This is a genomic window from Limisalsivibrio acetivorans (genome assembly GCF_000421105.1).
GTDB lineage: Bacteria > Chrysiogenota > Deferribacteres > Deferribacterales > Geovibrionaceae > Limisalsivibrio > Limisalsivibrio acetivorans.
The window spans coordinates 663,010-675,195 of the sequence record NZ_ATWF01000001.1; the positions used below are offsets into that span (position 1 = coordinate 663,010).

The 12,186-nt window shown below is 46.1% G+C and carries 12 protein-coding genes and 1 tRNA gene; 4 read left to right on the plus strand and 9 right to left on the minus strand.

What is annotated here, in order from left to right:
* Nucleotides 1-11 precede the first annotated feature (11 nt).
* Nucleotides 12-1,037, minus strand: coding sequence for a rod shape-determining protein (locus K300_RS0103135; protein ID WP_022850210.1), 1,026 nt, complete (start codon nucleotides 1,035-1,037; stop codon nucleotides 12-14).
* Nucleotides 1,038-1,225: 188 nt separating this feature from the next.
* Between K300_RS0103135 and lysS the strand changes: the two genes are divergently transcribed.
* Both lysS and K300_RS14385 read left to right on the plus strand, forming a co-directional pair.
* A complete protein-coding gene (gene lysS / locus K300_RS0103140; protein WP_022850211.1) occupies nucleotides 1,226-2,713 on the plus strand; it encodes a lysine--tRNA ligase in 1,488 nt (495 codons plus the stop codon).
* 71 nt (nucleotides 2,714-2,784) lie between these two features.
* The gene (locus tag K300_RS14385; protein WP_022850212.1) at nucleotides 2,785-3,654 is read left to right on the plus strand and encodes a GGDEF domain-containing protein; all 870 of its coding nucleotides are present in this window, start codon (nucleotides 2,785-2,787) and stop codon (nucleotides 3,652-3,654) included.
* Between the two features lie 1,420 nt (nucleotides 3,655-5,074).
* On the opposite strand, the gene K300_RS0103155 is transcribed toward K300_RS14385, so the two are convergent.
* The 8 genes from K300_RS0103155 to K300_RS0103190 all read right to left on the minus strand — a co-directional run bounded on the left by K300_RS0103155 (nucleotide 5,075) and on the right by K300_RS0103190 (nucleotide 10,064).
* Entirely contained in the window at nucleotides 5,075-5,860 is a 786-nt protein-coding gene (locus K300_RS0103155; RefSeq protein ID WP_022850214.1) for a menaquinone biosynthetic enzyme MqnA/MqnD family protein, read from the minus strand.
* Entirely contained in the window at nucleotides 5,839-6,336 is a 498-nt protein-coding gene (locus K300_RS0103160; RefSeq protein WP_022850215.1) for a tRNA (cytidine(34)-2'-O)-methyltransferase, read from the minus strand. Before K300_RS0103160 ends, K300_RS0103155 begins: the two co-directional genes overlap by 22 nt.
* Nucleotides 6,333-6,605 (minus strand): transcriptional regulator, encoded by a 273-nt coding sequence (locus K300_RS0103165; RefSeq protein WP_022850216.1) that lies wholly within the window; start codon nucleotides 6,603-6,605, stop codon nucleotides 6,333-6,335. Before K300_RS0103165 ends, K300_RS0103160 begins: the two co-directional genes overlap by 4 nt.
* Complete coding sequence (rsfS, locus tag K300_RS0103170; RefSeq protein WP_022850217.1) at nucleotides 6,577-6,951, minus strand: ribosome silencing factor; 375 nt, start codon at nucleotides 6,949-6,951, stop codon at nucleotides 6,577-6,579. Before rsfS ends, K300_RS0103165 begins: the two co-directional genes overlap by 29 nt.
* Nucleotides 6,941-7,588, minus strand: coding sequence for a nicotinate-nucleotide adenylyltransferase (gene nadD / locus K300_RS0103175; protein ID WP_022850218.1), 648 nt, complete (start codon nucleotides 7,586-7,588; stop codon nucleotides 6,941-6,943). Before nadD ends, rsfS begins: the two co-directional genes overlap by 11 nt.
* Nucleotides 7,585-8,820 carry a glutamate-5-semialdehyde dehydrogenase gene (locus K300_RS0103180; RefSeq protein ID WP_022850219.1) on the minus strand — a complete coding sequence of 412 codons (1,236 nt, stop codon included), beginning with the start codon at nucleotides 8,818-8,820 and terminating at the stop codon, nucleotides 7,585-7,587. The genes nadD and K300_RS0103180 overlap by 4 nt, the downstream gene beginning before the upstream one ends.
* 19 nt (nucleotides 8,821-8,839) lie before the next feature.
* Complete coding sequence (proB, locus tag K300_RS0103185; RefSeq protein ID WP_022850220.1) at nucleotides 8,840-9,970, minus strand: glutamate 5-kinase; 1,131 nt, start codon at nucleotides 9,968-9,970, stop codon at nucleotides 8,840-8,842.
* 18 nt (nucleotides 9,971-9,988) lie between these two features.
* Nucleotides 9,989-10,064: transfer RNA gene (locus K300_RS0103190), tRNA-Gln, on the minus strand.
* A gap of 273 nt (nucleotides 10,065-10,337) precedes the next feature.
* Here K300_RS0103190 and K300_RS0103195 point away from each other — a divergent pair.
* Nucleotides 10,338-10,754: an RrF2 family transcriptional regulator gene (locus tag K300_RS0103195; protein ID WP_022850221.1), complete on the plus strand. Its 417-nt coding sequence runs from the start codon at nucleotides 10,338-10,340 to the stop codon at nucleotides 10,752-10,754.
* A gap of 307 nt (nucleotides 10,755-11,061) precedes the next feature.
* Nucleotides 11,062-12,021 (plus strand): ornithine cyclodeaminase family protein, encoded by a 960-nt coding sequence (locus K300_RS0103200; protein ID WP_022850222.1) that lies wholly within the window; start codon nucleotides 11,062-11,064, stop codon nucleotides 12,019-12,021.
* The last annotated feature ends 165 nt before the right edge of the window (nucleotides 12,022-12,186 follow it).

A 12,186-nucleotide genomic window follows, 5' to 3' on the forward strand; every position in this document is an offset into this window, starting at 1 on the left:
ACTTCCTTTTATCAGTCTACTTGGACCTTCTTCAGAAGCTCAATGTTGTCAAGAACCTTTCCGGCTCCATGAACAACAGCTCTGAGAGGGTCGTCCGATACGATGATGGGAAGGCCTGTCTCCGCCTCAAGCTTCTTATCAAGCCCGCTTAGGAGCGCACCGCCCCCTGTTAGAACGATACCTCTGTCGACGATATCGGCTGAAAGCTCAGGGGGTGTTTTCTCAAGGGCGATACGAACGGCATCCACAATCTTGGAAACCGCCTCATCGATGGCCTCTCTGGCCTCTTTGTCGGTGATCTCTCTGGTGTGTGGTATGCCTGTAACCATATCACGACCTTTGATCTTTATGGTTTTCTCATCATCAAGGGGATAGGCGGAGCCGATCTGCTTCTTTATATTCTCGGCAGTTCCGGTTCCAATGAGAAGGTTGTATTTTCTTTTGATATAGTTCACTACAGCATCGTCCATTTCATCACCGCCCACACGGACAGAGTTGGAATAAACGATACCTGATAGTGATATAACTGCGACCTCCGTCGTTCCGCCGCCGATATCAACGATCATGTTGCCCGAGGGCTCTTCTATGGGAAGCCCCGCACCGATAGCCGCCGCCATGGGCTCCTCTATGAGGTAAACCTCTCTGGCACCAGCCTGAATCGCAGAGTCCTTGACAGCCCTCTTCTCTACCTGGGTAACTCCAGAAGGAACGCAGATTACGATTCTGGGGCCGACAAACTTTTTGCCGTTTATCGCCTTTTGGATAAAATGCCTCAGCATCTTCTCCGTAACCTCGAAGTTTGCGATAACGCCGTCCTTCATGGGGCGGATTGCAACGATGTTCGCAGGGGTTCTCCCCAGCATGTTCTTTGCTTCATCACCCACGGCCAAGGTTTCTTTCGTTAAATTATTTATTGCAACAACGGAAGGCTCGGCACAGATAACCCCTTTGCCTTTAACGTAAATCAGAGTATTAGCTGTTCCGAGATCTATTGCTAAATCGCTTGAGAAAACGTTGTATAAACTACCGAAAACCATCCATTACCTCCGGCTCCAAACTGCTTCGTAAATCTGATGTAGTTACATGAAACCGCCTATCTGTCTATCGTCAAAAATCATTGAAGAAATTACAAATTAGCGGATAATAGCAGAATTAATTTACTATTGTCATAGATTAAAGATTTTTGTATAACAAGTCAACAAAATCAAGGAGACAAAAGAATATAATGGATCAGCACCGTGCAGATAAACTGAATCAACTAAAGGGTATGGATGTTCAGCCCTATGTTAACTCCTTCAAAGCCCCTTTCAGCATAAAAGAAATTTCCGGACGCTTCGGAAAGATGACCAAGCCCGAGCTTGAGGAGAAGAAATACACATTCACCCTCGCTGGCAGAATAACCGCTGCAAGAAAGTTCGGCAAGGCTTCATTCCTCAATATTAAAGACAGAACGGGTAATATCCAGATCTATGTACGCAAAGGGGATGTTTCCGATGAAGAGTTCGATATCTTCAAGCTCACCGACATTGGCGATTTCATCGGTGTCTCAGGGTACGTTTTCAAAACAAAGACGGGTGAACTTTCAATATATGCTGAAAAATTCAGTCTCCTGACAAAATCACTCCGCGATCTCCCTGAGAAATGGCATGGCCTTAAGGATGTGGAAACACGTTACCGCCAGCGTTACGTCGACCTCATCGTAAACAGCGACGTTCAGAATATATTCAAGAAGCGCAGCCGCATCATCCAGGAGATCAGAAACTACTTCACCTCCATGGACTTCATGGAGGTTGAAACCCCCATGATGCAGCCTATTGCTGGTGGGGCAACTGCAAAACCTTTCGTAACACACCATAACGCTCTCGACATGCCCCTTTTCATGCGTATCGCACCCGAGCTTTACCTTAAAAGACTCGTTATCGGCGGATTCGAGCGTGTATTTGAGATAAACAGGAACTTCCGCAACGAAGGGCTTTCCACACGCCACAACCCCGAATTCACCATGATCGAGTGGTACTGGGCATATGCGGACTACAACGACCTTATGGATATGATCGAAGAGTTCCTTCGCAATATCGCACTTAAGGTTTGTGCAGATTCAAAGATAACCTACGGCGAAAACGAGATCGACTTCGCCTCGCCATGGAAGCGTATGACCATCAGCGAGGCTATCCTGGAGATGACAGACCTCTCAGATGATGATATCGCCGACAGAGAGTCTGCAGCAAAAACAGCAGAATCTAAAGGAATTCATATCAAAGATGGCTGGGGGCATGGTAAGGTTGTCATGGAGATCTTCGAGGAGCTTGTTGAGGATAAACTCATCGACCCCACTTTCATTACAGATTATCCCAAAGAGGTTTCACCCCTTTCCAAGTCAAAGGCGGATAACCCTGATATAACAGAGAGATTTGAGCTATTTATTGCTGGATACGAGATTGCAAACGGATTTAATGAGCTTAACGACCCCATGGACCAGAAGGAGCGCTTTGAGAAGCAGGTTCTTGAGAAGGAAGCTGGGGATGAAGAAGCCCACATGATGGACAGCGACTACATAAGGGCACTCGAATACGGCCTCCCCCCAACAGCGGGTGCGGGTCTTGGCATAGACAGGCTTGTTATGATACTTACCGATAGCCCCTCTATCCGTGATGTGATACTCTTCCCCCACATGAGACCCGAAGCTGGGGAGTCGCAGCAGACAGAAGAATAAGACTGTCCAGGAGGACAAAAGTTAGCACAACAATCTACAGATGCCTCGAAAGCGAAGACCTTAAGAAGCGTGTGGAAGCAATCTTCCCCACCAGCATCGAGGCTACATTTGACAGTGTTGAAGAGGAAGGGAGCGTCATCATTTATGAGGTTCGCAGTGGTGATGATTACGGCTCCATCCGCTCCATGATCGAAGAGGACCATTTCTACCTCTTCATCGCATCCCGCAGTTTTGACGTGCACTTCCTAGAGTTGTCTTCCGAATTCTTCTTTGTATTCAGTCATTATGATGACCCGTCCGAAGAAATCGTAATACGTTTCAATACCCTGATGAAATATAAAAGCATCCTTGATGAACTCCGCAACAAGAGCGAGGAGCTTGAGAACACTGTATTCGAACTCGCCTTTGCATCAACAAATGTCCTTGAGCAGAATGAGTTTCTTGAGAAAATGGCTAAGAAAGACGGCCTGACGATGCTGTACAACCACTCCTACTTCAAGGATAAAATGAAGCATGAGTTCGACCGTTCCGGAAGATACGACAATAACTTCACACTTGCAATCCTCGATCTTGATTTCTTCAAGAAGGTCAACGACACCCACGGTCACCTCAAGGGGGACGAGGTCCTTAAGGCCTTCGCAAACGTTATCAGCGACATGGTTCGAGAATCAGATATCGCCGCAAGGTACGGCGGGGAAGAGTTTGCCATAATCTTTACAGAAACAGGTATAAAAGAGGCCGTAATCGCCATCGACCGCATCCGTAAGGAGATGGACAAGAAGGTTTTCGAAAGCCCCATCGGAAAGTTCAGTGTTACATTCAGTGCGGGGATAACCCTCTTCGATGAGAAATTCAAGGATATTGAGGAAATGATACATATTGCCGACAAAGCGCTTTACATGAGTAAGCGCAACGGTCGGAATATGACGACTGTTCTCTGATTTTATGTATGGAATTTCCCATCCATTTTATTTGGGAAATTCATCATCCTGAGAATTTCCCTGCCGCTACGCTTGGCAAAGCCTTCGCTCCGCTTACTTCCGGCTTCGTGAATTGTGCAAAGCTCAATTCAGCTACGCCTTCAGGGGCTTCCATCCTTGGAAGCCTGTTACCTATCAACCTCAAACGTGTGATTAGCATAAGCTTTCATGGATGAAAGCTCGCTTGCGTAAGTGAGAAGGCAGCTTCTTTCTTCGAACGGCAGAATAATTTCCATGGACGGGAAATTATTCAGACAGATAAAGGGGTTTTTAAGGGGTTCCTAAGGGGAAAGTTTTCCCTAAAAATTTCCCCTTAGTCTTTATTATATTTATGGAATTTTCCATCCATGGAAATTCCATTGCCGCTACGCTTGGCAAAGCCTTCGCTCCGCTTACTTCCGGCTTCGTGAATTGTGCAGAGCACAATTCAGCTTCGCCTTCAGAGGCTTCCATCCATACTAATCTGGGAAATTCATCATCCTGAGAATTTCCCTGACGCTACGCTTGGCAAAGCCTTCGCTCCGCTTTCTTCCGGCTACATAAATTGAATACAATTCAGCTTCGCCTTCAGAGGCTTCCATCCTTGGAAGCCTGTTATGTATCAACCTTTATAAAAATCCCAAAATGGGTTTTTAAGGGGTTCCTAAGGGGAAAGTTTTCCCTAAAAATTTCCCCTTAGTTTTATTTTTACTTAATTAAATGCGAAATTAGGCACTAATTTATGTGTTTCGTGCTAAAGCACGCCATACTTTTGGCGCAAAAGTATGCAAAACTATTCCCTCAGGGTTTTCCAGCCCCCATTGTTACTCATTTATATTCATAAATTCGTAATCGATGGCGGTGCCCTCATTTCGCTCTTTTTCCACCTGAAGTTTTGCTGATGCTGAGGAGTGTAACCGCACTTCATACATTTAAGTATTCTATATTTAAGATTAACTCTTCTGTCACGTGCGGCCAAAACTTCCGGGCGGTTCCAAAAGAGCTCATTCGGCTGTAAAACATTCGGGGAAGATTAAGAGCGTTTGTGGTAAAATCGGCAATAGGCTATTAGTAACCATCTAGCCGAAATACCTTTTCACGTTTCACGTTGTTTTCTCTTGGTTGTAAACGTTATAGCCAGCTCGATTCAATTCTGACGATGAAGGTTGCTACCAAATAGGCTTCTATCCGTGGAAGCCTGTTACATATCAACCTCAAATCTGTGGTTATCATAAGCTCACATGAATGTGAGCTCGCTTGCGTAAGTGAGAAGGAAGCTTCTTTCTTCGAACGGCAGAATAATTTCCATGTATGGAAAATTATTCAGATAGAATAAAGGAGTTTTTGAAAGTTAATTTGAAGCTACATAAAAACAAGTATAGATTTTAAGTATAAGCAATCACTAGGTGATCATATGTAGAGGTGGTACGTTTTTGATTGCGCCGAGTTCTGCGGCGTAGCGGTAGAATCTAAGTAGTGCTTCTATGTGCTTATCAGAGAGGTTATAGTCTATCGTCTCCCAATAATCTATAATTTGATAGGATGTGAGACCTTTGAATGTGTAATGGTCCAGCAGTGCGGCGAGGTTCTTTTTACTGTCTGCCTTTATCTTCATCAGATCATCGATAAAAGCCTTAATCTCACCCCATTTGTTCTGCACAGTCTCTTTACGCACAGTCCATAGTGCAAAAACGAAGGGCAAACCTGTGAATTCATGCCACTCTGTTCCGAGATCATAGATATATGAGTGACTGCCATTATAATACTCAAACAGAGCCTTATCACCGATGAGAACCTTTGCAGATGCGTCTTCCAATTCTCTAGTGAACTCAGGGTTTATGCCATACTTCTCACGTAGCAGTATCCTCACCAAAACAACGCTTGTGCCACTCTCACCGGTAAGATAGATTCGTTTATCCCTCAATTCCTCCACAGGAAATCTGGAATAAAGCATTACGCTCTTTACCTTATCGATACAGCTTATGGAGATCCCCGGTATGAGCATATAGCTCTCAGGTGATTTGGCGTATTCGATACTGCTGCATGGTGCAACATCTATCCCGCCTTCTCTTATTGCATGGTTCAGGAAAGAAGGAACACCTTTGACTATCCTTATCCCTGAATGGTTGTTCAGATGATGATATATTGGATATATATTTGCATAGTCTATCTGGCCGATTCTAAGCATTTCTTCTCCAGCCCGCAAAAATCAATCCTGCGCAGAATATCGTATGTTATAACAGCAACTGCGTTGGAAAGGTTCAAACTCCGTACATCCCCTGTAGTGGGTATCCTGTAAAGGTAATCACCATACCGATTGAGCATTTCTTCATCTAAGCCTTCTGTCTCTCTGCCGAAGATAAGTAGAAGCTCTTTACCACTTTCTACCGGTATCTCTGTATACTCAGTCTCAGCCTTTTTACTGAGAACGGCATAGGTGTATTCATCCGCTGGATAGAGAGAAAATAGGTCCTCAACTTCCTCCACACGAGTGAGCTTCACTTTTTTCCAGTAGTCAAGCCCTGCCCTCTTAAGATACTTGTCATCAAGTGAGAACCCGAGTTTGCCACAGAGTATAAGTTCGCTCCCTGTGGCAACGCAAAGCCTGCCTATATTGCCTGTATTCTGAGGGATTTCCGGTTCTATGAGGGCGATATGGATCATTTTATATAAAACTCCGGATCGGTTATCCATGTACTACGGCACTCAGGGCACTTGGACGGTTTCTTCAAGTGTTTCTCACGACTGAAGATGAAACCGCACTTCCTGCATTCCGGCTGGATTATAGCGAAAGCCTTGCCTACGGTTTTACGAACGTGCTCAAGTTCGGAAAAGATCAATTTCTCAGGCTTTGAAACGATAACAGAGAGGTCGCCGGCTGTGGCGGGTCCGTCCTTCAGCGTATCAATTATTTCCTGTCTGAGCGTTTTCAAGAAGGCTCTCCGCAGGTATTCTGGTGCTTCCTCCCCATATCGCTTCGAGATCGTAGTAGTCACGTTCTTTCTGGCACATAATATTTACTATGACATTGCCGAAATCGAGACATACCCAGCGGGAGGACTTGTAACCGTCCATAGCAAAGGGTTTTTCACCCTCTTTCTTCATCTCCTCAAGGAGATAATCGGAAAGCGAGTTTGCATGTGTTGTGGAGCTGGCTGTGGCGATAACAAGGTAGTCCGCCAGCGAGCTAACCTTGCTTATGTTGTAAACACTTATATTCTCAGCCTTTCTGGAATCCAGAAGGTTGACAGATTGGTTCAGTATATCTTCAGCAGTCATTACCACTCCCGTATAGATTGTTTGATGAGATGTATTCATACACCCCTTCGGGCAAATTAGCCTTTCTGTATTTTTCGTCAAGAAGAGTTCTTATCTCTGTACTGGAAACATCTACTTCCGGCATTGTGTAAAGTATTACCTTGCCGCTCTTTTCACCCTGATAGCTATCGGCTTTTACCACCCTATCCATCAGCTCGGCTGGGATACTCTCCAGCATTTTTTCAAAGGGCATGAATGAGCGGTTTACAACGATGAAGTTCGCCAGCTCAAAAAGCTCCATATAGCTTTGCCATGTACTAATGGATGCGAAAATATCCGTGCCTGCTATGAAAAAGATCTGTGCATCGGGGTATTCATCCCGGTATTTGCTGACAGTCTTGTAACTGTATGATACCTCTTCGCTGTTTACCTCATAATCGGACACTCCGAACTCCTCGCCGAGTTTGTCCGCAACCAGCTGAACCATCTCCATCCGTGTTTCCGGAGCGATGTCGCAGGTCTTTTTATGCGGGGGTATCCTTGAGGGTATTAGGAGCAGTTTATCCAGGTCAAAGGCTCTCTGTACGTTCTGTGCGAGGGCAACATGCCCTATGTGTATGGGGTTGAAGGTTCCCCCGAATAGTCCAAGTTTTATCATTCTCTAATCTGTCCGTCGCCGTAAACCTGATATTTTGTCGTAGTAAGGTCAAACGCCCCCATGGGCCCCCTGCAGTGCAGTTTCTGCGTACTGATGCCTATCTCTGCACCGAGGCCGAACTGCCCGCCGTCGTTAAAACGGGTAGAGGCGTTTACAAAGACTGCAGAGGCATCCGCAGCATTCATGAAATATCTGGCTGTGCTGTAGTTTTCTGTGATTATTGTCTCTGAGTGACCGGAACCGTAGCGGTTAATATGCTTAACTGCATCCTCAGTTGAGTCCACAACCTTTATGGAAAGGATCATGTCGAGATATTCAGTGGACCAGTCCTCATCTGTTGCCTTGTTCATATCAGCATGCTTCAACGACTCCTCACACCCACGCAGTTCGAGCCTTTCCGCAGAGGCAGCCTGTGCAAGAGCGGGGATGAAGTCTTCAGCAATATCCCTATGTACAAGAAGGGTTTCAATTGCGTTGCATACTCCAGTACGCTGGGTTTTTGAATTCATAACAATATTGAGCGCCTTTGCGGTTTCTGCATCCCTGTCCACATAGGCGTGGCAGATGCCGTCGTCATGTTTAACAAGAGGGATCAGCGAATGCTCTGTACAGAACTCTATGAGCCCTTTTCCGCCGCGTGGTACGATGATGTCGATCTTCCCTCTGGCTGTGAGCATCTCCTTGATCCGCTTACGGTCGGTATCCGCAACAACATTGACGCACCCTTCGGGGAGTCCGGCTTCGCTTACTGCTTCGGCCATGAGCTTTCCAAGCACCGTATTTGAGTGGAAAGCTTCCTTTCCACCCCGTAGAACTGATACATTACCTGATTTAAGGCATAGCGCCGCAGCGTCAACTGTTACATTGGGTCGGGATTCGTATATGATCCCCACTACCCCGAGGGGCACTCGTACCTTGGTTATGTAAAGCCCGTTGGGGCGTGTGTATCCCTCCACAACGGAGCCCACAGGGTCGGTCTGCGCCTTTATCTCATTAACGGCCTTAATCATGCCATCTATAGCTTTATCGTCCAGAAGAAGCCTGTCCATCATGGCGGAGGACAAGCCGTCTTTCTCACCCTGTTCCAAGTCCTTTCTGTTCTCTTCCTTGACTGTGTCTCTGGATTCGTCCAGCTTTTGCGCAATGCGTCCCAGAGCATCATCCTTAACAGATGTTCTAATGTTCATCAGTTCATAGGATGTCTGTTTCGCCTTTGCCAAAATATCTTTCATAATAGCCTCTCCGTACCTCTCAGGCTGAAACAACAAGATCATCCCTGTGGATAACCTCATCGGAAAACTTATAACCTAGTATGTCGAATATCTCAGTTGTCTGTCTGCCAGCTATCTTCTTCATATCACGGCTGGAATATCTGGTTTTCCCCCGGGCTATCTCGTTCCCGCCGACATCTTTTACGATGATCACATCGCCGATGCCGAACTTGCCGGTCACCATAGCAACCCCCGAAGGTAGTAGAGATTTCTTCATATCCACTATAGCCTTAACAGCGCCGTTGTCTATTGCTATCTCCCCTTTTGCATCGGCGGCATGGGCTATCCACACCTTCTTCCGCCTGTAGGGATCCTCGATATGGCTGAAATACGTTCCAACCTCTTCGCCGGACACGAACCTCGTTATATTTTCCGTATCCCGACCATTGACGATACCAACATAACATCCGGCACTCAAGGCTTTTTTTGCCGCTTTAAGCTTTGTCCGCATGCCTCCTGTGCCAACTCCGCTGACGGATTGGCCAGCCTTGTTCATCATATCCTCATCAATGAAGCGGACCTCCCGGATAAGTTCGGCATCGGGATTCTGCGCGGGATTACTGTCGTAAAGTCCTTCTACATCGGAGAGAATAAGAAGCATATCCGCACCAATAAGCCCTGCTACAAGGGAGGAGAGGTTATCGTTATCGCCGAAGGATTCGTAGTGTTTAAGCTCGTCCACAACGACGGAATCGTTCTCATTAATGATAGGGATAATACCGAATTCGAGCAGGCGGCGTATTGTGTAGCGTGCGTTGAGGTATCTTCTTCTATTGGAGAAGTCGTCCTTGGTGATGAGTATTTGCCCGACCTGCCGGCTGAAATTCTCGAACTCTTTCTCATAGGTCCAGATGAGCCTCGCCTGTCCCACAGAGGCACACGCCTGCTTATCGATAATGCTTTTCGGCCTGCTTTCAAAGCCGAGGAGACGAAACCCCGCACCAACGGAGCCCGAGGAGACTATGACTATATTAGGAACGGTTTCTGATACCTTATGGATGCTCTCTGTGAGTGATTTGATAAAGGGGATATTGAGCCCTTCGTTCTCGCCGAGGAGAATATTACTGCCAATTTTGACCACCAGGGTCTTTATATCAGGTAGGGTTCTCATTAGATTTAGGTAAAAAAATGGCTGGGGTGGTAGGACTCGAACCCACAGTACACTGGACCAAAACCAGCTGCCTTACCACTTTGGCTACACCCCAGCAGGGAGAAACTTTTTATTGTTTTTTGAGTATATTGTCAAGGGGTATCTTACATTTTTTTTCACATTTTTTTTGGAATCACTGTGGACTTGACTCTATCGATATTTATAACTATATTCATTTTATTCAAATCATGACAAATAAGATACTTTTTGCACAATTATACTTTACTGTGAAAATAGTTGTGCTAATCTCATAAAAAGGTCTCGGAAGTCTTTTTTTAATTTCAGCCGCCGGATGCTTATTTTCGGCGATTTAGTCAGGAGATTGAAGATGAAAGTAACAAGAGCAAGCGACTACGCTATCCGTTCACTTATACACATTGCGAAGAAACCCGAGGGAACAGTTTTCATGCGCTCGGAGCTCTCAAAGGCGTGCGATGTTCCGGACAGCTTCCTCGGCAAGATCCTCCAAAACCTCGCAAAAGCTGAAATCCTCAGTTCTGAGCGAGGCAAGAAGGGTGGGTTCAAGCTAAACAAGAGCACCCAGAGTGTTACTGCCTACGACATCGTAAAGGCCATAGAGGGTGAGCTGAACCTTAATGAATGCATCTTTGATGACAACTTCTGCAACATGGTTAACTCATGCTCCGCCCATGTTATGTGGAGAGATATCCAGACAAAGCTCGTGGACGAACTTAAATCCTATACTCTTAAAGATCTTGCAGGATCGAACACTAAGTGCTGCTGATTTTCCCTAAAAAAAGCTTGACAAAGCCATAACCCTTTACCAGTGCGGAATGCGCTCAAACTACTGATATCAAAGGCAATATTTACACTTATTTTGATTTGACAAACCCGCCTCCACAAACTAACATATATCTCAAGAGTGGTATTAATGTGTGTGATTTTCATACAGAGCCACCTTAACAAAAGGGGCTTATTCCAGCTTCGCTGCAGGAACTGTTTAACTCCTGCGCACCTATATAAATGAAGCTGTTTTTCCGTTACCCGCCCCCTTTGTTTAATTGATAATTAACACTTCTCAAGGAGATTATATGGCTGCTATCTATCTATCAGAAGAGGATGTTAAAAGCGTTCTTGATATCAACAAAACCGTCGACCTCGTTGAAGAATCCTTTAAAACCTACAGCCTCGGCGAATCCTTTAACATGGAAAGAAGAAGGATGCGGATAAGAAAAGGAGCTCTGCACATGCTCCCCGCCGCTGTTCCCTACAAAGGCGTTCTCGGCTACAAGGCATACACATCCTTCAGAACCGGGCTCATCTTCAAGGTGCATCTCTACTGCGCCGAAACCGGAACCCCCCTCGCCATTGTCGAAGCGAGCGAACTTGGAAGGCTCCGCACAGGTTCCGCCAGCGGTGTTGCCACCAAGCACATGGCTAATAAGGACTCCAAAATCGGCTCCATTTTCGGTGCCGGCTACCAGGGTGAGGCGCACATCAAGGCCGTTGCAGCTGCAAATAAGTTTGAGAAGATCTATGTTGTCGATCTCAAAGAGGAAAATGCAAAGAAGTTTGCTGAAAAGGTTTCCAAAGAGATCGGCGTTGAGATGGTTCCTGAAACCGATGCTGAGAAGGTCGTGAAGGAATCTGATATAATCACCACAGCCACATGGTCTGTTAAACCCCTTTTCAAGCACGAATGGATCGAGAAGAAGGGTGTTCATATAAACGCCACAGGCTCCAACGCCCTCATAAGGGCTGAGGTTCCGGAGAAAACCGTTGAAAAAGCGGACAAACTCGCCGTCGATGCTAAGGATGTCGCAGAGGTTGAATGCGGCGATATCCTCCCCTCCCTCGAAAAGGGGAGACTCCACTGGAACGAAATTCTGGAACTCGGAGATGTCGTTTCCGGCATACGCTCCGGCAGGGACTCCGAAGATGAACTAACCGTCTTTGAATCCCAGGGTATGGGTCTTCAGGACGTTATGGTAGCTGAATACGTTTACCGTATCGCCCTTGAAAACAAGCTTGGTAAAGAACTCCCCTTCTAAATTACAGGAGTATCTGATAAGCGTAGACCGCTAAGTGCCTGATAAACAGGCAACAGTATTGTTGCGTTCAAAACCGGAAGCGGCCATTAGTGCCCAAGTGACTGATGCATAAAGGATATAGTCCGCTCTGGTGCATGTTCTGCTATTCTGAGATGGATCCGCAGT

Bases quoted from the DNA above. Each gene is read 5' to 3' on its own strand.
- K300_RS0103135 (WP_022850210.1), bottom strand. From the start codon at position 1,037: ATGGTTTTCGGTAGTTTATACAACGTTTTCTCAAGCGATTTAGCAATA.
- lysS (WP_022850211.1), top strand. From the start codon at position 1,226: ATGGATCAGCACCGTGCAGATAAACTGAATCAACTAAAGGGTATGGAT.
- K300_RS0103155 (WP_022850214.1), bottom strand. From the start codon at position 5,860: ATGCTTAGAATCGGCCAGATAGACTATGCAAATATATATCCAATATAT.
- K300_RS0103160 (WP_022850215.1), bottom strand. From the start codon at position 6,336: ATGATCCATATCGCCCTCATAGAACCGGAAATCCCTCAGAATACAGGC.
- rsfS (WP_022850217.1), bottom strand. From the start codon at position 6,951: ATGACTGCTGAAGATATACTGAACCAATCTGTCAACCTTCTGGATTCC.
- nadD (WP_022850218.1), bottom strand. From the start codon at position 7,588: ATGATAAAACTTGGACTATTCGGGGGAACCTTCAACCCCATACACATA.
- K300_RS0103180 (WP_022850219.1), bottom strand. From the start codon at position 8,820: ATGAAAGATATTTTGGCAAAGGCGAAACAGACATCCTATGAACTGATG.
- proB (WP_022850220.1), bottom strand. From the start codon at position 9,970: ATGAGAACCCTACCTGATATAAAGACCCTGGTGGTCAAAATTGGCAGT.
- K300_RS0103195 (WP_022850221.1), top strand. From the start codon at position 10,338: ATGAAAGTAACAAGAGCAAGCGACTACGCTATCCGTTCACTTATACAC.
- K300_RS0103200 (WP_022850222.1), top strand. From the start codon at position 11,062: ATGGCTGCTATCTATCTATCAGAAGAGGATGTTAAAAGCGTTCTTGAT.